The following is a 19,335-nucleotide window of genomic DNA, read 5'->3' on the forward strand; positions in this document are numbered from 1 at the left end:
TGAACCTGTTAGATTGCGCCAGCTTCCCGATCTTGCCAGCACCGCTTCGCATGAGCTCTCATGAAAATCGCAACCTACAATGTCAACGGGATCAACGGGCGACTGACCAACCTGCTGCGCTGGCTGAAGGAGGATAGTCCCGATGTCGCCTGCCTTCAGGAACTGAAAACCGACGACGCCAGGTTTCCGCGAAAAGAGCTCGAACGGGCCGGCTACGGCGCGGTCTGGCACGGGCAGCGATCCTGGAACGGTGTCGCGATCCTGGCAAAGGACACGACACCGATCCTGGCACGGCGCGGTCTTCCGGGCGATCCTGATGACACCCACAGCCGGTATATCGAAGCCGTCATCGAGGGCATGCTGATCGGATGCCTGTATCTGCCGAACGGCAACCCCTTTCCGAGCGCCAAGTTCGAATACAAGCTTCGCTGGTTCCGTCGCCTGCACGCCTATGCCGCCGAACTGCTCGAAATCGAGGTGCCTTCCATCCTTGCCGGCGATTTCAACGTCATGCCGACGGAGATCGACGTCTACAAGCCGGAGCGCTGGCGAGACGATGCGCTTTTCAGGCCCGAAGTCCGCAAAGCCTATGCCCGGCTCGTCTCCCAGGGTTGGACGGATGCCATCAGGCATCTGCATCCGGACGAGCGCATCTACACCTTCTGGAAATACTGGCGGAACAGTTTTGAGCGTGACGCGGGGCTTCGGATCGACCACTTTCTGCTCAGCCCGACGGTGGCGCCGTGGCTTCGATCTGCGACCGTCCGGCGCAAGCCGCGGGGGTGGGAGCATACGAGCGACCACGCACCCGTCATGATCGAGCTCGATATTGCCGCAGCTGAAGCCGGGTGAGCGGCAATGCCATCGATCGCAGAATATCGGGGAACCTGCGATGCCTGCCGGAGTTTGCCTGCAAAGGAGATTGTCCGATGCGCACGAAGCCCATTTCCGATTCCGTCAAGCTTCCGCCGAAATCGTTGAACGAGGATACTCGGGACGGCGAGTTGCCCGAAGCCAATATCGACGACCAGCGCAAGCCTCCCGTCAGCATGGGCATCAGCCGCGAGGCGGGCGACGGCGTCCCCGGCTCCGACCCTGAGACAAGCCGCGTCGATCAGAAGGGTCGCATTCCTGCCCCGCAATTCTCCAACCGGAAGTGATCGTCATGGGCGAGAGCAAGAACTATCTCAATACCGATGAAATCCGGGCCGACGATCAATTGTCGCCGAAACCGGTCGAAGGAAAAGATCCACCACGGCATGTGCGCAAAAGCGAGGAAGCCGTTGCCGAAGACTCCGACGATACGGAGCGCATCCGGGTTCCGCCAGCGGTCGCCAATCCTGATTGATACGATTACAGCATCGCCTCATTCGCCGCCGTCCAGATCATAGATGCGGCCCGTCAACCAGGCGGGCCAGTCGCGTTCGAAAAAGGATCTGGCGCCTTCGTCCAAATTGCGGTTCGGACGGGTTGAAAGCCTGATCTCATCGCCGTCGAGCCTAACGACGATCTGCTCCTGGCGATGCGCTTCGCTTTCCTTGCGGAAACGATAGTCCTCCAGTGGACCGGCGCTCGCCTGCGGAAGGAATTCGCCCTCCGCATCGCAGATCGCGCGTGCACCCCGACTGCCGCCGCCCCTGCCAATGAAGAAGTCGAGCGCGCTCAGCACCGCTTCCGAGGCGAGCGCCATGTGCCGCCATTGCACACCTCGGACCGCTTCGGCCGCGCGGTCGTAGGCGAGGCCGTTGGCGCGGACTTTGGCGTTCAGCGCCCGCGCTTCGACCAAGGCCTGGCGGACGCTCCTTTGATCGCAGATGATGCCCGCCTTCTCGCTCATGCGCGCCTGCACCGCCGAGCGGACCGCTTTGACGGTGAGCGGGCTTTCAGTCCGCAGCGCGGAGAGGAGATCGGCGATGCCCGCCTCCGCGGCTTCCGGTACCGGTCCTGCGGCAGCCCGCTTCGCCCCGCCGCCGGCGCCGATGTGTTCGGCCACCCTGGTGCCGAAGACCTGTCCGGCATTCAGCGCCGCTCCACCGGGCCGTGTTACCCCATGTGTCCCTGCCGCTTCCCCGACCGCGTAGCAGCCCCTAAGATTGGTGCGGCCCCAGCTATCGACCATGATCCCGCCGTTCATGTGCTGGTTGTTGACCGCGAACTCCAGCGGCTCTGCGGCAATATCGATCTTGTAGCGGCGATAGAGCTCGATCGCGAGCGGGTTCATGTGCTTCAACCGATCGATCGGCATTTCCTGATCGGCGCCAGCCTTGCCGAGATAGAGACGGACGTCCTCGTCCAGCCGTTCCAGGCTGAATGGCAGGTCGCCGGGAACGGGCAGAGGATTACGATTGAAATCCATAAAGACGCGCCGACCCGCTGCGGTCTCACGGTAAATGGCGAGATCGACCAGGCTCGAGCCGAAATCAAGCAGGCGGGTCGCGTGGAACGGCCATTGATAGCCCTTACGGAAGATGTTTGACGCCAGCTCCTGGGTACTTCGATAATATCCCGCCAGGAAATGGTGTTCGGCGCCTTCGCCGTCGACCGAATAAATGTGCGGAATCGCCTGGACATATGTTCCGGACAGATTCCACGGGAATCCCTCCCTGCGCGTTCCAATGCCGAACTGGCTTTCGGTCAGGTTGACGAGTTCCACGCCCGCTTCCAGCGCCAGTCCGAGGGAGCCGAAGCAGCCGTTGGGATAAACGCTGTCGCGATAAAGTTCGCCTGGGCCGCCGGCTGCGAGCACGATCACGTCACTCACGAACAAAGCGATGCCGAGCGGGTTTTCCTGCCTACGGTCCCCGGCGCGCATGACGAGCGTGCCGGTGACGTTACGCTCAGCCCCCTCGCCTTCGATGAGGATCTTGACCGCGGTGGTCTGGTTGTAGAACGGCACGCCCAGTCGGATCGCCTCCTCCGCCAGCACCTTGACCATCAAGCGCGAGGTGCGCGGGCCGCAGCTGGTGGCGCGGCCGACCTCGTCATGGTCGGTCTGATATCTCAGCGTTCCGCCGAGCGGATCCTGGGGCAGCGGCAGCCCCAAGTACTGCAGCGATGCCATCATCCGTGACGAGCCGACCGCTTCGACATAGGCCGTGTCCTCGTCCATCGCGCCGCCGCTGCCGATGGCGCGGGCCATCGCCCGGTAATTGTCGCCCTGGTCGGCCGTGTTCGCGGTGTGGAGGGTTTGCTTGTCGGAGCCAGAGCAGGCCGAGGTTCCGCCCCAAGCGCTTTGGCTGATAATGACGACATCGACGCCGCGCCGCTTCATTTCCACCGCCGCACGCAAACCCGCAGCGCCAGATCCGACGACGACGCAGCCGGCTCGGTAGATCGGTACGTCGATGCCAGCCAGGCGGGCTCGACCGGAAGCAGGCGGCTCCGGCGGAAGCCGCGGCATATCGACATCGGTCAGTGCGTCAAGAATTTCCTGCGGAACATCTATGGTCATCGGCGCGTCACAATCAATTGAGCGGGATATCCACCCAGCGTCTCTGCCGGGAGGACTCCATGCAGGCGTCGACAATCTGGCAGATGTGGTGGCCGGCATCGAATGTCGGCCACATCGGCTTGTTTGCGACGATCGATCTTATGACTTCGGCCACCTCGATGATCTTGCTTTCATTGTAGCCTATGCCGAAATTCGGCAGCGGAAGGAAGGCCCTGAAGGTGGGGTTCTCAGGCCCGACGTCGATCTCGCGAAAGCCCCGGCGTCCCGTGCTGTCGTCGTTGGAGTAAAAACGCAACCGGTTTATCTCGTCATAGGTATAGGCGATGCTGCCTTTCGTTCCGTAGACTTCGTAGGTCTGCATGAATTTGCGGCCGGTGGCGACGCGGCTGAAGTCGACGATGCCGGCGGCGCCGTTTTCGAACCGGCACAGCAGGTTCGTCGCGTCGGGATTGGTGATATCGGCCCAGGCCTCGTTGCCCGACAGTTTCACCTGCTCCCCATAGGCAAGCCCCTCGACGATCGGCCGGCGCGGGGTGACGATGAGATTGTCGGCGATCAGAGAGCTGACGCGGCCGACAAGGAAATCCATAAAGCTGAAGATGTGCGAACCGGTATCGCCGACGATCCCGGTCGGCGCGAGCTTGCCATCGGCGCGCCACATGAACGGTGCTGTGGGATCCCCATACATGTCGACGTGCTGGCAGCCGCGAAACAGCTTGACCTCGCCGATTTCACCGGATTCGATGATCTCTTTCGCCAGATCATGAACGGGGTTTCGGGGAAAGGCGTGTCCGACACGGGTAATGACACCCTTTTCTCTGGCGATCTCGGCCAGCTCCAGCGCTTCGTTAGCGGTATTTGCCAGCGGCTTCTCGCAATAGACATGTTTGCCGGCCAGCAGGGCCGCCTTGGCCACCGGATAGTGCAGATGGTCGGGCAGGCAGATATCGACGAGATCGACTTCGGGATCGGCAACCGCCAGCTTCCAATCCTGGTAGATCCTGGCCCCCGGCGCCCTGTTGCCAATATCCTGCGCTACGTCAGGGTTGCTGTCGACAAGCGCAACGATCCGCGCCGTTCCATCCGACACGCCGAAGAAATGCGGAAAGGTCTGATAGGCCATCGTGTGGACCTTCCCCATCCAGCCAGAGGCGCCAAGCACTGCAACTTTCACTACAGACATTGTCGTTACTCCTTAGCGTATTTCGGCGCGGGCCCGCGGCCTGGTATCATTGCGTTCATAGGCAAAGATCGCCGACGGCAGCGCAGGCAGGCCCCGGATGAGGTCCGATCCCTTTTCGCCGACCATGATCGTCGGCGCGTTGGTGTTGCAGGACGGCACGCGCGGCATGACGGAGGAATCGCAGACCCTCAGGCCTTCGAGGCCGTGCACCTTGAGATCGAGCCCGACAACAGCGTCAGGCCCTGTTCCCATCTTGCAGGTGCCCACCGGATGATGGTCGGTCTTGGCACTGGCGCAGCCATAGTCGAAAAGCTGCTCGTCGGTCATGACCTTCGGTCCCGGCAGCCTTTCGGCCATGACATAGGGTTTCAGCGCCGCCTGCTGCATGATTTCGCGGGCGATCTTGAGCCCCTCCAGTGACATCTTCCTGTCATGGGGATCAGACCAGTAATTGGGATCGATCAAAGGAGCCACAGCGGGATCGGCGGATGAGAGACGCACCGTCCCTCGCGAGCGCGGATGCAGATAGGCCGAGTTGAGCGTGACCCCGGCATTTTTGAGCCGCTCCACGCCTGCTTCGATGCCGGAACCCAGGCCGAGGTGGAACTGAATATCGGGAGACGGTGCGTTAGGATCGGCATACCAGAAGCCGCCGGTCTCGAAGAGCGACGAGGCGACCGGACCGGTGCGGAACAGGACATATTGTATCCCCGCCCAAAGCGTACGGTGCAGCTTCGCGACGCCGTCATAGGTGTGATCGCCGGTGCATTCGGCGATAACGAACAGATCGAGATGGTCCTGAAGATTGCCGCCAACGCCAGGCAGATCATGGAGGGGCTTGACGCCCACCGCAGTCAAATGATCGGCCGGCCCTATGCCGGACTGCAACAGGAGCTTCGGCGATCCGATCGCGCCTGACGAGACCAGGACTTCGCGTTCAGCGCGCACGACCTCCAGGCCGTGTCCGGTGGCGATCTCAACGCCGACCGCGCGGCCTGCCTCCAGCAGGATACGGACGACACGCGCGCCCGTGCGGATCGTCAGATTCTTCCGGTTCCTGATCGGCGAGAGATAGGCAAACGACGCCGACGACCGGCGGCGATTGCGCTGGGTGAGCTGGTAAAATCCGACGCCGGCCTGCTGGCGGCCGTTGAAGTCGTGATTGTAGGGTATTCCAAGCTCCTGTCCCGCGCGGATATAGGCGTCGCAGATCGGCAAGGGTGCAGCCGGCATCGAGACACCCAGCGGACCGCCATAGGCGTGGTAATCGTCGGCGAAACGCTGATTGTCCTCCGCACGTTTGAAATAGGGCAGGATCGAACGGTAGTCCCAGCCCGCGCAGCCATCTTCACTGGCCCAGAGATCATAATCGGCCGCGTTGCCGCGGGTGTAGAGCTGCGCATTGATCGACGAGCCGCCGCCGATGATCTTTGCCTGGGTATAGCGGAGCACCCTGCCCTTCATGTGCCTCTGGGGAACGGTTTCCCATCCCCAGCTGGCGACGCCCTTGGTCATCTTGGCAAAGCCGGCGGGCATGTGGAAAAGAGGATTCCAGTCACCTCCGCCCGCCTCCAGAAGCAGTACCTTGACATCGGGATCTTCGCTGAGGCGGCTCGCAAGAACACAGCCCGCAGGGCCGGCACCGGTGATGATATAGTCGAATCCCATTTTACTGTCCTATTTGAAGCCGGCGCGCGCCAACGGATCTGCCTGTGTCTGCAAGTCTGTCGACGCGATGTGATGGGCAACTCTGAGCGCTTGGCTGGCGACGGTGAGCGCCGGATTGACCGCAGCCGATGTGGGCAGAAAACCGGCGTCGACGACGAAAAGATTGCCGTGATCGTAGGACCGGCAGTATGGATCCAGTGGCGCCGTTGCCGGGTCGTTTCCGATGCGGATCGTTCCGCACTGATGGGACGGCGTGCGTTTGTCGAAGGGTCTGGACAACACGATCGGAAAACCGATCGACCGCAGGATCGCCTTCAGCTTGGCGACCAGCGCAAGATGCGCGTCCCAGTTGGTCCTCTGCCATTTGAGGACGATCCGATCGCCATCGACCATCACGCGGCTTTCGGGATTCGGAACGTCCTCGCTCATCGCATAGAAGTCGATGGCATGGTCCGTCATGAAACGCAGAAGCCATTCCGGCGCCTGCGGCAAAGAGCCCTTAAGGACCTTTTCGGAAATACGCCCCAGCAACTGCACATTGCCGAGCGGCGGTCCGCCCTCCCCGTCCGAGAGATAGAAGTCGTTGAAGGCGAAAGTCTTCTGGTAGACGGCGGTGTTCCTGAAGCGCGGCGAGACTGCTATCACAGCCGAGGCGTTGTGGTTCATGAAGTTGCGGCCCACCTGATCGGAAGAATTGGCGAGCCCCCTCGGGAAGCGGTCGTTTTTCGAACGCAGCAAAAGCACGGATGACTGCACCGCACCGGCGGAAAGGATGACGATCCTGGGCGAGACGGTCAGCGTCTGTCCGTCCTTGACATAGGTGACCCGGTCGATCCGGTTCCCCGCCCCTGTGTCGAGCCGTATCACCCGCGCATTGGTCTCAAGCCGCACGTTCTCGTGTTTCAGCGCCACCGCGAGGGCTGCGGTCTCGGCATCCATCTTGCCGTCTCGTGAATGCGGATGTGCATCCCAGGGCGTACGTGCCTTGGAGAGCCAGGCTTGGAGATCCAGACCGAGCGGCAGCGAAAACGGATGCAGGCCTTTCGCCTTGAGGCGTGCCCTGACTTCGGCGATCGGCGCCTCGTCGGGCACGGGCGGGAATCCGTAGGCAACCGAGTGATGCGGTTCGGTCGGATCTTCGCCAAGAGTGCCGCGGACCTGATACATCAACTCCGCCTGCGAATACCATGGCTCCAGCTCTTCATAGGGAAAGGGCCAGGCGGGCGAAACGCCTTCCCGATGTTCGATGACCCCGAAATCTTCCTTGCGATAGCGCGACAAGACGGCGCCGTAGAATTTCGAATTGCCGCCGACATTGTAATAGTTGCCGGGGTTGAAGCCCCTGCCGTCCGCCTCGTACCAGGTCTCCTTCGGCCGGAAATGCCCACGCTGGAAGATGGCGCGCTGGTCGCGATTGACTGGAAGATCGGCGATATGCTCGCCGGCTTCGAGGACCAATATCTGCGCACCAGATACAGCCAGGCCGGCAGCGACGGTGGCGCCGCCGACGCCCGAGCCGATGATGACGATGTCTGGTGAACCGCTCATGTCAACACCTTGCCAATCACGCGATGCGGGCCTGGCTGTCCGGGTCGAAGAACACAGCCTTGTCGAGATTGAAGGCGAGGCGTGTGTGCTGGCCGGGTGCGATGCCGGCATCGGCGCGCAGTCGGGCGACCACTTCCTTGCCGCCGAGCTTGGTGACGGCGAAGGTGTCGGAGCCGGCGGGTTCGACGACCTCGATCAGGCAGTCGCCTTCGGTGAGCGAGCGGGCATTGCGGTCGGCGCCGTCGGGGTCGGTCAGCGCCTCGGGGCGGATGCCGAAGATCACCTGCCGGCCGGCATAGGAGGAAAGACCGTTTGCGATTGTCGTGACCGGCAGCCTGAGCGGAGCGGCGTTCGGCCGCTCGAGCGAGACGGCGAGCCCACCGGCGCCGTTTTCGACCGAGGCCTTGACCAGGTTCATCGCCGGTGAACCCATGAAGTCGGCGACGAACATGTTGGCGGGATTGTTGTAGATCTCGGCCGGCGTGCCGAACTGCTGGACGATGCCGTCCTTCATCACGGCGATGCGGGTGGCGAGCGTCATTGCCTCGATCTGGTCGTGGGTGACGTAGACGATGGTCTTGCCGGTCGCCTGATGCAGTCGCTTGATCTCGATGCGCATGTCGACGCGCAGCTTGGCGTCGAGATTGGAGAGCGGTTCGTCGAACAGGAAGAGCTTGGGATCGCGCACCAGCGCCCGGCCCATGGCGACGCGCTGGCGCTGGCCACCCGACAGCTGGCTCGGCTTGCGGTCGAGTAGATGGCCGATCTGCAGCACCTTGGCGACCTTGTCGATCGCCTGCTTGCGCTCTTCCGGCGGCACGCCGCGCATCTCCATGCCGAAGGCGATGTTGCCCGCCACCGTCATGTTCGGATAAAGCGCATAGGACTGGAACACCATGGCGATGTCGCGCTTGGAAGGATGCAGGCCGTTGACGGCGCGCCCGTCGATCCGGATCTCGCCCGCGGTGATCGTCTCCAGCCCGGCGATGGTGTTGAGCAGGGTCGACTTGCCGCAGCCGGACGGGCCGACCAGCACCAGGAAGCCGCCCTTTTCGAGTTCGAGATCGATGCCCTTGAGGATGTCGACAGCGCCGAAGCGCTTTCTGAGGCCGGAGATTTCCAGGAAAGCCATGGGTTACCCTTTGACTGCGCCCGCCATCAGGCCACGCACGAAGTAGCGGCCGGCGAGGATATAGACGATGAGCGTCGGCACGGCGGCGATCATCGCCGCCGCCATGTTGACATTGTATTCGACCACCCCGGTCGAGGTGTTGACGACATTGTTGAGCGCCACCGTCATCGGCATGGAGTCACCGGTGCCGGCATAGGCCGAGGCAAACAGGAAGTCGTTCCAGATATTGGTGAACTGGTAGATGACGGTGACGACGATGATCGGCAGCGAGTTCGGCAGCATGATGCGGCGGAAGATCTGGAAGAAACTGGCGCCATCGACCTGGGCGGCCCGCACCAGCTCGGTCGGGAAGGCCTCGTAGAAATTGCGAAAGAACAGCGTCGTGAAGCCGAGGCCGTAGACGACATGGACGAAGACCAGATTGACCGTCGAATTGCCGAAGCCGAAGTTAAAGCCGGTGGCGTTCTGCAGCGTCACCCCAAAGCGACCGAGCGAGCCGAGGATGGTCGCCATCGGCAAGAGCACCGACTGGAACGGAATGAAGCAGGCAAACAGCATCAGCCCGAACACCAGCGTATGGCCGGGGAAGCGCCACTTGGTCAGGACATAACCGTTCAGCGCGCCCATGAAGGTGGAGATCGCCACTGCCGGCACCACCATCTTGATCGAATTCCAGAAGTAGCCCTTGATGCCGGCGCAGGTCAGCCCGACGCAGGCCTCGCCCCAGGCCTTCACCCAGGGATCGAAGGTCGGCGCCTGCGGCAGCGCCAGCATGTTGCCGTTCTGGATCTCGTCCATCGTCTTGAACGAGGTCGTCAGCATGACGAAGAGCGGCATCAGGTAGAGGATGGCGAAGATCACCAGCAGGCCGTAGATGACGAGGCGGCCGATCCAGCGGGCGCTGTTGCCGCGCTCCGCTCCTGCGCCCGCCGCAGCCGATGACGACGTGCCGATCGAAGAGGTGAGGCTGCTCATCGGGCCTTCTCCTTCAGTTCGGAATAGAGATAGGGAACGATGATCGCCGAGATTGTCATCAGCATGATGATGGCGCTGGCCGAGCCGACGGCCATCTCGTTGCGCTTGAAGGTATATTCATACATGAAGTTCGACGGCAGCCAGGCCGAGCCGCCCGGCCCGCCCGAGGTCAGCGCCACCACCAGGTCGTAGGACTTGATCGCCATATGGGCGAGCACGATGAAGGCCGACAGGAAGATCGGCCGCAACAGCGGAATGACGATGCGCCGATAAAGCTGGAAGGGCGACGCCCCGTCGATCTGCGCCGCCTTCATGATCTCGCCGTCGATGCCGCGAAGACCCGCGAGGAACATCGCCATGACGAAGCCCGACGCCTGCCAGACACCGGCGATGACGACGGTGTAGATGACGAAGTCCTTGTTCTTGATCCAGTCGAAGTGGAAGCTCGTCCAGCCGAAGTGGTGCAGCGTCTGCTCCAGCCCGAGGCCGGGATCGAGGAACCACTTCCAGGCCACCCCGGTGACGATGAAGGAAAGCGCCATCGGATAGAGGAAGATCGGCCTGAGCAGCCCCTCGCCGCGGATCTTCTGGTCGAGCAGGATGGCCAGCAGCAGGCCGAGTGCCAGACAGATGCCGACATAGAGGAAGCCGAAGATCGCCATGTTGGTGATCGAAGTGTACCAGGAGGATGGCGGGTCGCTCTCGAAGGTCCAGCGCCACAGCCGCTGATAAGCGCGCGCGCCGGTCAACGCATAGGAGGGGAAGGTCTTGGAATTGGTGAAGGAGAGATAGGCCGTCCAGACGATGAAGCCGTAGACGAAGATCAGCGTGATGACAAAGCTCGGCGCCAGCACGATCTTCGGCAGCGCATCCTGCAGCCGGCCCCTGAGTGAGACCCGCGTCGCTTGCCGCGGCGTCAGAACCGGATCGGTGGTCGCAACTGTGCTCATGGAATGTCATCTCCTCCCTGTATGTCGTCATGGGGGGCTGGCCCGCATGCCCCTCCCCGCATGATCGCCCCGCATATCCGTCAGGGGCTGCAGCTTCCCCGCGACGACGCGGGGAAGCGTGTTCATCGGCGGCGGCCTCAGCGGGCGTCGTCGATCGCCTGGACGAGCTGGGTCACGGCTTCGTCCGAGCTCTTGATCTGGCCGTGGACGAACTTCGAGACGACGTCCTTATAGGCATTGGCGATTGCCGGAGGCGCGCCATAGCCCTGGGCGAGCGAACCGAACAGCGTGCCGCCCTCGTTGGCGGCCTTCAGATCGGCGATGCCCTTCTTGCCGCAGGCGTCGAAGTCGGTGTCGGGAACGTCGGTGCGGGCCGGAACCGAACCCTTGACGACATTGAAGGCCGACTGGAAGCTCTTCGACAGCGTCGCCGTCGCCAATGCCACCTGCGCCGCCTTGCGGTCGTCGGGAACGTTGAACATGCCGAACATGTCGGAGTTGTAGATCACGCTGCCTTCGGTGCCGGGGAAGCGGTAGCAGAGGAAGTCTTTATCCGGCGTCTTCTTGGCGGCGACGAATTCGCCCTTGGCCCAGTCGCCCATCACCTGCACCAGCGCGTCACCCTTGATGACCATCGCGGTCGCCAGGTTCCAGTCGCGGCCGGAGAAGTTCGGATCGACATATTTGACGATCTTGGCGAGGTTGTCGAAGGACTTCTTCATCGTGTCCGACTTCAGCGACGCCTCGTCGAGGTCGTTGAAGGCCTTCTTGTAGAACTCCGGCCCACCGGTCGACAGCACGATGGAATCGAACATCGTCGCCTCCTGCCAGTTCTGGCCGCCGAGCGCCAACGGGATGACACCGGCAGCCTTGGCCTTGTCGAGCAGCGCGATCAGGTCGTCGAAGCTCTTCGGCTGGGTGCCGCCGATCTTGTCCATGACAGCCTTGTTGATCCACAGCCAGTTGACCGAATGGACGTTGACCGGGGCTGCGACCCACTTGCCGTCATAGACGGAGAACTTCTGCAATGCCGCCGGCACCGACTTGTCCCAGCCTTCCTTCTTGGCCGTCTCCGTCAGGTCACCCATCACGCCGGCCTGGGCATAATCGAGCACGGTGTACCCCAGCATCTGCGAGGCCGTCGGATAGGTGCCCGCCGCCACCATCGCCTTCAGCGCCGTCATCGCCGCATCACCACCGCCGCCGGCAACCGGGACGTCCTTCCAGGCAAAACCTTCCTTCGATAGATCCTGCTTCAGGACGTTCAAAGCCGCTGCCTCGCCCCCCGACGTCCACCAGTGCAGCATCTGCACTTCCTTCACGTCGGCAGCGCGTGCGGAGACGCCGGCGCCGGCCACGGCCAGTGCGATCACGGCAGTCATTGTCAGAAACTTACGCATCGAAGAACCTCCCAGTTCCCGTTTGGAGATGCGGGACCCATTCCCGCACCCGATCACCCGCCCTCCTCAGGCGTAGTTTCGTCGCTGGCGAAGCCAGCCTCAGGTTCGCGGCATCCACCAGTTGGTGCGCTTGCCGATATGCATGTTCAGCGTCTTGGTCTCCGTATAGTCCTCGACCGCGTGGCGGCCGAGCTCACGGCCAAGGCCGCTCTGCTTGTAGCCGCCGAAGGGCAGTTCCGAGGCGCCGTCCATGAAGGTGTTCATCCAGACCGTGCCCGCCCGCACTGACCGACCGATGGTCAGGCAGGTATCGAAATCGCGGCTCCAGACACCGGCCGAGAGGCCGTAATCGATGGAATTCGCGATCCTGATTGCTTCGGCAGTCGTTTCGAACGTGAGAACCGAGAGGACCGGGCCAAAGACCTCTTCGCGCGCCACCGCCATGTCAGGCGTGACCGCTTCGAGGATCGTCGGCGACATGAACTGCCCCATGCCGAGGTCGAGCCTCTCGCCGCCATGCGCGATCCGAGCGCCGCTGCTCCTGGCGCCGGCGACATAGCCCGAGATCTTCTCCAGATGCTGCGGCGTTATGATCGCGCCGACCTGCGTCGAGGGATCGAGGGGATCGCCGACCTTGACCGCCTTCGACAACTCGGCAATCCGCCTGACGGCATCGGCAGCGATCGACTTGTGAAGGATCAGCCGCGAGCCAGCATTGCAGCACTCGCCGGCATTGAAATAGGCACCGAAGACCGCGGCATCGATGAAGGCGTCGAGATCGGCATCCGGGAAGACGATCTGCGGGTTCTTGCCGCCCAGTTCCAGTGAGACCTTCTTCAGCGTCTGCGCAGCATTCGCCATGGTCAATTTTCCCACGCCCGTCGAGCCGGTGAAGGAGACCATATCGACGTCGGGATGAGACGTCATGACCGCGCCGACCTCAGGTCCCGTACCGGTGACAATATTGACGACACCCTCGGGAATGCCTGCTTGCTGCAGGATTTCTCCGAGCACGAGCGTCGATCCCGATGTCAGTTCAGAGGGCTTGACGACGGTGGTGCAGCCTGCGGCAAGGGCGAAGGGCAGCTTCTGTCCGACGATCAGGAACGGGAAATTCCAGGGCGTGATGATCGACACCACGCCGATCGCCTCGCGCAGGACGACGCCGAGCGTGCCGTCCCCAAGCGTGTTGTAGCTTTCGCCGTGAAGGTCGCGAGCAAGAGCCGCCGCATAGCGCCATATGTCGACGGAGCCCGCGATCTCGCCCTGAACCTGGGTGATGGGTTTCCCCGCCTCGATGGCATCGAGAAATGCCAGTTCTTCCGCACGCGCCGCGATCAGATCGGCAGCCCTGAGCAGAATGGCCGACCGCTCGGAAGCGGTCATTCGCGGCCATGGCCCGAGATCGAAGGCCTTGCGGGCGGCGGCGATGGCGCGTTCGGCATCGCTCCTGCTGCCGGCCGGGAAACGGCTGACCACCACACCATGGCTCGGCGCGACGCGCGCGATCGGATCGGCGGCGCCGGCTTCCCATTTGCCGTCAATCAGCATCTTGAAATCGCGAGCTTTGTCATTGCTAAGCGCGGTCGGATTGACGAGAACCGTCATTACCATTCTCCCTTGAATTTTGCCGGGCGCTTTTCGCTGAACGACGCAACGCCCTCCTTCAGATCGCCGGTCTTGGCGGCGAGGATCGAGCCTAGGGCTTCGACCGCGGTTCCATTGTCTTCACCGTTCGCCGATGCGATCATCAGCTTGACGATCTCGATAGCGGCCGGTCCCCGTGCGGCAATCCGCTCGGCATAGTCCCTGGCAGCCGCCAGCGCGTTTCCCGTCGGAACCACCGCGTCGACGATCCCGAGCAGACGCGCCTCCTCGGCGGTAAAAATCTCGCCGCCGAGCGCCATGCGCCGGACGGCCTGCGCGCCAAACCGGCGCACGAGACGCTGGGTGCCGGACCAGCCCGGCACCATTCCGAGGCCGGTCTCCGGCAGGCCGATCTTGATGTGTTCCTCTGCGATGCGAATATCGGCAACGCCGGCCAGTTCGAGCCCGCCTCCGAGGGCGTGGCCATTGAGGGCCGCGACCAGCGGCACCCTGAGCGTCGCCAGTCTATCGAATATGCGGTGGCCGTGCCGCACCCAGGCGTGGCCGAACTCCTGAGGCAGCATTCCGCCCCAGGCCTTGATGTCGCCTCCGGCGGAAAAGCCCTTTCCTTCGCCGGTGAGAACGGCAGCGCGCACATTCGGGTTCGCCTCCACCGCGTCGGCCGCCTCCGCCAAGGCTTTCAGCATATCGAGATCGAGCGCGTTCAGCTTCTCCGGCCGGGAGATCGTCAGCGTCGCGACATGGCCATCGATATCGATCCTGACCGATCCACTAGCCATTGAAGGAGCCCTCCAGCGCCCGCGCCCTCCTTGCCGGAAGCGAGAGTCCGATCTCAGCCTCCCGGAACAGTGCGGCGTCCATCACCTTCAGGTCGGGCGCGACGATCAGTCGGAATTCGGACTGCTCGAGGATCTGGGTTTGCAGATCGACGCCGGGCGCGATCTCGGTCAACACGATGCCCTCAGGCGTCAGCTTCATGACGCACCGCTCGGTGACATAGGTGATATCCTGACCCTGCTCGATTGCGCGCCTGCCGCTGAAGGTGACGTGTTCGACCACGTTCACCAGCTTCTTCAGCTTGCCTTCCTTTTCGATGAGGAGAGCTCCGTCGGCGATCGAAAGCTTCGCACCGGCGTTGAACATGCCGGAGAAGACTATCTTCTTCGCCCGCGCCGTGATGTCGACGAAGCCCCCAGCGCCGGCGGTGACATGCGGCCGGAACGACAGCTTCGAGACGTTGACCGATCCGTCCTTTCCGATTTCGAGGAAGGACAACAGCGACGCATCGAAACCAGCGCCCTGGAAATAGGTGAACTGATAGGGAGACGGCATATAGGCATCGGCATTGGAGGCACAACCGAAGGCGAAGTCGAGCAGCGGCACACCGCCGACCGCGCCCTGCTCGATCACCCAGGTGACAGCGCCGTGCAGCCCCTCCTCCAGCAGAATCCGTGGCACGTTGGCCGATATTCCGAAGCCGAGATTAACGCAGCTTCCCGCCTCTAATTCCTGCGCGACGCGGCGCGCGATGACCTTCTGGACATTGAACTCCGGAACGCGGAAGCTATCGAGCGGGCGGAAGATCTCGCCTGATATTGCTGGGTCGTACCCAGTCTGCGTCGTCTGCTTCTGATCGGGATCAACGATCACATAGTCGACCAGCATTCCCGGCACGCGGACGTCATGGGGCTTCAGAGAGCCTTCATTGGTGATACGCTTGACCTGCGCGATGACGATGCCGCCATTATTGCGGGCGGCAAGCGCCTGATCGAGGCCGCCGAGATAGGCGCCTTCATGTTCATAGGTGAGATTGCCGCGCTCATCGGCTGTCGTCGCGCGAATGATCGCGACCTGCGGGACGATCGCGGGGAAGAACAGCCAGTCGTCGCCCTCGAAGCTGACGCGCCTGACCACCGGATCGCCCGAAGCGAGGGCGTTCATTGCGCAGCCCTGCCGCTCGGGATCGACGAAGGTGTCGATGCCGACCTTGGTCAAGACACCAGGTCGCTTGGCGGCGGCCTCGCGATGGATGTCGAACAGGATGCCGGAGGGAATATTATAGGCCGGGATCTCATTATTGGTGATCATTTGCCAGATCAACGGCGGCTCGGCCGAGGACGGTCCCGAGGGATAGGAACCGCCGATGATGCGCTTGAGCAGACCTTTCCTCGCGATATGGTCGACGCCCTTGATGCCGCTCATATCGCCGGCGGCAATTGGGTGAAGGGTGGTAATGTGACTAGGATGACCGGTCGCTTCGAAACGCTCGCCGATCGCCTTCAGCATCAGGTCGGGGCAACCTAGACCGCTCGACGACGACACCGTAACGACGGCGCCATCCGGGATCAGCGCGGCCGCTTCGGCTGGTGTGAGATGCTTCTTCATGTGCGTCACTTCGAACCCCGTTTCAATTTCCCGCTCTGCCGGCCCTTATCGGCGCGGCTGTGCCGGCTCCGCAACTTTCGCGGACGACGAGCCGAACGGCTGTCGTCACCGTCTCCGCTTCGGCCTTGCCCGCATTGATCTGCTTGAGGAGCATCTGTGCGCCGCGACGCCCGATGCCCTGCGGATCGACCGAGACCGTCGTTAGCGCGGGAACCGCCGCCTGAGCCTCGATGACGTCGTCGAAACCCACGACGGCGAAGTCGGCGCCAGGCTCCAGACGGCGCGAACGCAATCCGTCGCAGACTCCGAAGGCGACGGCATCGTTGAAGCAGACGGCCGCAGTGGGCCGGTCGCCAAGAGCGATCGCTCTTCCGATCGCCTCCACGCCGCCCGCTCGCGACGGCGCGGACGAGATCACGAGTGCCTCGTCGTATCCGAGCCCGGCCGCCTCTATTCCGCTGCGGTAACCGGAAAGGCGATCGTCGAAGACAGCGGTGTCGGGAAAGCCGCCGAGAAATGCGATGCGCTTATGACCGAGACCCACCAGATGCTGAACGGCGGCCATCATGCCGGCCCGGTTGTCGGAGACTATCGACGAGACCTTGGCGCCAGGCAGGTTTCGGACGACAACCACGACGGGAATGCCTGCCGAGACCAGCGGCTTGAAGTCGGCGGCATCGGTGGCGCGCGCCGGCGAGACGATCAGGCCCGAAATGCCATGTTCGCGCATCGATGCGACAACCTCGCGCTGCCTGTCGATGCTCTCGCCGGTGTTCGACAGGAACTGCACGAAACCGGCCGACTGAACGACCATATCGACGCCGACCGCCAACTCCGCAAAGAAGCTGTTCGTCAGATCGTTCACGACAACTCCGATGATCCTCGATTTGGAACCGGCCTGCCGAAGATTGGCTGCGCCGCGATTATAGACGTATCCGAGCTCGCGCATCACGGCATTGACCTTGGCACGCGTCGCCTCATTGACCAGGGAGGAGCCCTGAAGCACGAGCGACACCGTCGACTTGGAGACGCCGGCGGCCTTCGCAATGTCGATGACGGTCACCCGCGCCTTTGTCACTTCACCCTCCCGACGTCATCGTCGACTGGTGCTTATTTATTTGGAACGTTCCAAATATGTCAAGAGCCATTTTAATTAGGGTTGCTCTTTATTGGCCTTTCTCTCTCCCCATCACGTCACGAGCGGGGACTTGTTTTTGGAACGATTTAAATCATGGAAACAACCCGACAGGCTTTTCCCAACGTTGCGAGTTCGGGCCAGCCTGCGAAATCTCTGGCTCTTCAAGTCTGAGGATGAATCGCGGCAGATGTCGTGGATCCATTAGGCTGGAATTGCTCTCGAGGAATTCCCTCCCGGAGGTATTAGCGAAACTTTATCGTTTGTGGCCAATGCTAGGGATAGGGGACGCGCCAGATCTAAAGCGGGGCCGGAAATGCCGCATTCGTTTGAAGCCATTCTGGAGAACCTGCCGCAGGGCATTGTTCTCCTTGATTCTGCCGATACGGTGACGGCTTTCAATTCCCGTGCGCTTGATATTCTCGGCCTTTCCGATGGCACTCTGCGCAGAGGAATGAATATCGACGGCCTGCCCGGCACCGCCGACTGCCGTGCAGCGGCTTGTTCACGGTTGACTACCGGCAGGCCGCACACCTCGCAGTTTGCACTGGCCAACGGACGGATGATCTCATTGACCTGCGCCCCGTCGAGAGCGGGAAGCTGGATCCTCAGCTATGAAGACATCTCGGCCCATATCCGCGTAGAAGACAATCTGAGGGAACAGCATCGCCGGTTCGACGCAGCTCTCAGCAATATGCCGCATGGGCTGTGCATGTTCGACGCGACGAAGAAGCTGATATTGTGCAACGCATCCTATGCACGGATGTACGATCTGCCGGATTTTTTGACTCGGCCCGGAACGTCGCTGGTGGACATCCTCGCCTATCGAAGCCAGCAGGGAAATGGTCCGGCCGACACCGCCACCTATTTTGACGTCGTCTTCGAAGCGACGGCACTCGGCGCACCGGCGAGCCAGAACATCGCGCTCACCGACGGGCGCATCATCAAAATCACCCACAATCCGATGCAGAACGGCGGATACGTGGCGACACACGAGGACGTCACGAAGACCGTGCGGCTCGCGGAAGCGCTGCGCCGCCATCACGATCAGCTCGAAGTTACTGTGCAAAACCGAACGGCGGAGGTCGAACGGCAGGCGCGCGAGCTTGAGCGGATGCTCGCCCAGGAGCGGAGCGTCAACGAATTGCAGCGGCAGTTCGTGGCGATGGCATCACATGAGTTCCGCACCCCGCTTGCAATCATCGATGCTGCCGCTCAGCGGCTGCTCCGGAAAGGGGGCGCGGTCGAGCCCGAATTTCTCAACGACAAGGTCGAACAGATCCGTGCATCGGTGAGCCGGATCGTCGATCTCATGGAGAGCATCCTGACGGCCGGACGCCTCGATACCGGCAAGATCGATATCAGTTATGACGCCTGCGCCGTGGGAACGTTGATCAGAACCTGCTGCGAGCGGCAGTCGGCGATCTCGAAGACGCACGGCTTCGTGCTCGACATAGACGGGCTGCCGGAATTCATCGATGCCGATCCCCGCAGCTTAAGCCAGGTCTTTACCAATCTGCTCTCGAATGCGGTGAAATATGCGCCAGGAACCTCCGAAATTCGTGTTACGGCATGGGAGGAGACGGGCAATATCAAGGTTTCGATCAGCGACGATGGCGTGGGGATCGATGCTGAAGACGTGCCCCGGCTGTTTCAACGCTATTTCCGCGCGCGGACCTCGACCGGGATTGCCGGAACCGGTATCGGCCTCAATCTTGTCAAGCAGATCATCGAACTGCATCGAGGCTCGATAGAGGTGCGAAGTGCAAGAGGGTGCGGATCCACCTTCACCGTCACTCTTCCCATCAAGAGAGCCGCTGACATTCTGGCGAGCAACGACGTTGCCTGATCATTCAGGCCCTCAAACGGCGTCCTGTACGGCCGAGGGCTCGTTCCCGAA

At 62.2% G+C, this 19,335-nt stretch carries 16 protein-coding genes; 4 read left to right on the forward strand and 12 right to left on the reverse strand.

The genetic code is table 11. The features are described 5' to 3' along the window. The first annotated feature begins 60 nt into the window (after positions 1-60). The 3 genes from xth (at position 61) to J7U39_RS10725 (ending at position 1,348) form a co-directional block, all read left to right on the forward strand. Positions 61-852, forward strand: coding sequence for an exodeoxyribonuclease III (xth, locus tag J7U39_RS10715; protein ID WP_210628212.1), 792 nt, complete (start codon positions 61-63; stop codon positions 850-852). A gap of 77 nt (positions 853-929) precedes the next feature. Then, on the forward strand, positions 930-1,160 hold the full coding sequence (locus J7U39_RS10720) for a hypothetical protein (protein ID WP_210628213.1): 231 nt from the start codon (positions 930-932) through the stop codon (positions 1,158-1,160). A 5-nt stretch (positions 1,161-1,165) separates the two neighbouring features. Further along, positions 1,166-1,348, forward strand: coding sequence for a hypothetical protein (locus J7U39_RS10725; protein ID WP_210628214.1), 183 nt, complete (start codon positions 1,166-1,168; stop codon positions 1,346-1,348). An 18-nt stretch (positions 1,349-1,366) separates the two neighbouring features. Here J7U39_RS10725 and J7U39_RS10730 read toward each other — a convergent pair whose 3' ends face one another. The 12 genes from J7U39_RS10730 to J7U39_RS10785 all read right to left on the reverse strand — a co-directional run bounded on the left by J7U39_RS10730 (position 1,367) and on the right by J7U39_RS10785 (position 17,378). After that, the gene (locus tag J7U39_RS10730; protein WP_210628215.1) at positions 1,367-3,451 is read right to left on the reverse strand and encodes an FAD-binding protein; all 2,085 of its coding nucleotides are present in this window, start codon (positions 3,449-3,451) and stop codon (positions 1,367-1,369) included. 13 nt (positions 3,452-3,464) lie between these two features. After that, positions 3,465-4,634 carry a Gfo/Idh/MocA family oxidoreductase gene (locus J7U39_RS10735; RefSeq protein ID WP_210628216.1) on the reverse strand — a complete coding sequence of 390 codons (1,170 nt, stop codon included), beginning with the start codon at positions 4,632-4,634 and terminating at the stop codon, positions 3,465-3,467. Between the two features lie 12 nt (positions 4,635-4,646). Further along, entirely contained in the window at positions 4,647-6,302 is a 1,656-nt protein-coding gene (locus tag J7U39_RS10740; RefSeq protein ID WP_210628217.1) for a GMC family oxidoreductase N-terminal domain-containing protein, read from the reverse strand. 9 nt (positions 6,303-6,311) lie between these two features. Next, positions 6,312-7,850 (reverse strand): GMC family oxidoreductase, encoded by a 1,539-nt coding sequence (locus J7U39_RS10745; protein ID WP_210628218.1) that lies wholly within the window; start codon positions 7,848-7,850, stop codon positions 6,312-6,314. A 16-nt stretch (positions 7,851-7,866) separates the two neighbouring features. After that, positions 7,867-8,982, reverse strand: a complete 1,116-nt coding sequence (locus tag J7U39_RS10750) for an ABC transporter ATP-binding protein (RefSeq protein WP_210628219.1) — start codon at positions 8,980-8,982, stop codon at positions 7,867-7,869. A gap of 3 nt (positions 8,983-8,985) precedes the next feature. Further along, positions 8,986-9,957 (reverse strand): carbohydrate ABC transporter permease, encoded by a 972-nt coding sequence (locus J7U39_RS10755; RefSeq protein ID WP_210628220.1) that lies wholly within the window; start codon positions 9,955-9,957, stop codon positions 8,986-8,988. After that, positions 9,954-10,907: a sugar ABC transporter permease gene (locus tag J7U39_RS10760; protein ID WP_210628221.1), complete on the reverse strand. Its 954-nt coding sequence runs from the start codon at positions 10,905-10,907 to the stop codon at positions 9,954-9,956. The genes J7U39_RS10755 and J7U39_RS10760 overlap by 4 nt, the downstream gene beginning before the upstream one ends. A gap of 137 nt (positions 10,908-11,044) precedes the next feature. Further along, entirely contained in the window at positions 11,045-12,307 is a 1,263-nt protein-coding gene (locus J7U39_RS10765) for an ABC transporter substrate-binding protein (protein WP_210628222.1), read from the reverse strand. Between the two features lie 99 nt (positions 12,308-12,406). After that, the gene (locus tag J7U39_RS10770; RefSeq protein WP_210628223.1) at positions 12,407-13,915 is read right to left on the reverse strand and encodes an aldehyde dehydrogenase family protein; all 1,509 of its coding nucleotides are present in this window, start codon (positions 13,913-13,915) and stop codon (positions 12,407-12,409) included. Further along, positions 13,915-14,694 (reverse strand): enoyl-CoA hydratase/isomerase family protein, encoded by a 780-nt coding sequence (locus J7U39_RS10775; RefSeq protein WP_210628224.1) that lies wholly within the window; start codon positions 14,692-14,694, stop codon positions 13,915-13,917. The genes J7U39_RS10770 and J7U39_RS10775 overlap by 1 nt, the downstream gene beginning before the upstream one ends. Next, positions 14,687-16,300, reverse strand: coding sequence for an acyl CoA:acetate/3-ketoacid CoA transferase (locus tag J7U39_RS10780; protein ID WP_210628225.1), 1,614 nt, complete (start codon positions 16,298-16,300; stop codon positions 14,687-14,689). The genes J7U39_RS10775 and J7U39_RS10780 overlap by 8 nt, the downstream gene beginning before the upstream one ends. 22 nt (positions 16,301-16,322) lie before the next feature. After that, a complete protein-coding gene (locus tag J7U39_RS10785; RefSeq protein ID WP_210628226.1) occupies positions 16,323-17,378 on the reverse strand; it encodes a LacI family DNA-binding transcriptional regulator in 1,056 nt (351 codons plus the stop codon). A gap of 373 nt (positions 17,379-17,751) precedes the next feature. Here J7U39_RS10785 and J7U39_RS10790 point away from each other — a divergent pair, with 373 nt between their 5' ends. Next, entirely contained in the window at positions 17,752-19,284 is a 1,533-nt protein-coding gene (locus J7U39_RS10790; RefSeq protein ID WP_210628227.1) for a PAS-domain containing protein, read from the forward strand. The last annotated feature ends 51 nt before the right edge of the window (positions 19,285-19,335 follow it).

The sequence above is a fragment of the Rhizobium sp. NLR16a genome, assembly GCF_017948245.1.
Taxonomy (GTDB): Bacteria; Pseudomonadota; Alphaproteobacteria; order Rhizobiales; family Rhizobiaceae; genus Rhizobium.

What these genes read in the sequence shown, in the direction of transcription:
- J7U39_RS10765 (WP_210628222.1), bottom strand. Translation starts at nt 12,307, where the DNA reads ATGCGTAAGTTTCTGACAATGACTGCCGTGATCGCACTGGCCGTGGCC.
- J7U39_RS10790 (WP_210628227.1), top strand. Translation starts at nt 17,752, where the DNA reads ATGCCGCATTCGTTTGAAGCCATTCTGGAGAACCTGCCGCAGGGCATT.
- J7U39_RS10745 (WP_210628218.1), bottom strand. Translation starts at nt 7,850, where the DNA reads ATGAGCGGTTCACCAGACATCGTCATCATCGGCTCGGGCGTCGGCGGC.
- J7U39_RS10780 (WP_210628225.1), bottom strand. Translation starts at nt 16,300, where the DNA reads ATGAAGAAGCATCTCACACCAGCCGAAGCGGCCGCGCTGATCCCGGAT.
- J7U39_RS10740 (WP_210628217.1), bottom strand. Translation starts at nt 6,302, where the DNA reads ATGGGATTCGACTATATCATCACCGGTGCCGGCCCTGCGGGCTGTGTT.
- J7U39_RS10750 (WP_210628219.1), bottom strand. Translation starts at nt 8,982, where the DNA reads ATGGCTTTCCTGGAAATCTCCGGCCTCAGAAAGCGCTTCGGCGCTGTC.
- J7U39_RS10735 (WP_210628216.1), bottom strand. Translation starts at nt 4,634, where the DNA reads ATGTCTGTAGTGAAAGTTGCAGTGCTTGGCGCCTCTGGCTGGATGGGG.
- J7U39_RS10725 (WP_210628214.1), top strand. Translation starts at nt 1,166, where the DNA reads ATGGGCGAGAGCAAGAACTATCTCAATACCGATGAAATCCGGGCCGAC.
- xth (WP_210628212.1), top strand. Translation starts at nt 61, where the DNA reads ATGAAAATCGCAACCTACAATGTCAACGGGATCAACGGGCGACTGACC.
- J7U39_RS10720 (WP_210628213.1), top strand. Translation starts at nt 930, where the DNA reads ATGCGCACGAAGCCCATTTCCGATTCCGTCAAGCTTCCGCCGAAATCG.
- J7U39_RS10775 (WP_210628224.1), bottom strand. Translation starts at nt 14,694, where the DNA reads ATGGCTAGTGGATCGGTCAGGATCGATATCGATGGCCATGTCGCGACG.
- J7U39_RS10760 (WP_210628221.1), bottom strand. Translation starts at nt 10,907, where the DNA reads ATGAGCACAGTTGCGACCACCGATCCGGTTCTGACGCCGCGGCAAGCG.
- J7U39_RS10755 (WP_210628220.1), bottom strand. Translation starts at nt 9,957, where the DNA reads ATGAGCAGCCTCACCTCTTCGATCGGCACGTCGTCATCGGCTGCGGCG.
- J7U39_RS10770 (WP_210628223.1), bottom strand. Translation starts at nt 13,915, where the DNA reads ATGACGGTTCTCGTCAATCCGACCGCGCTTAGCAATGACAAAGCTCGC.
- J7U39_RS10730 (WP_210628215.1), bottom strand. Translation starts at nt 3,451, where the DNA reads ATGACCATAGATGTTCCGCAGGAAATTCTTGACGCACTGACCGATGTC.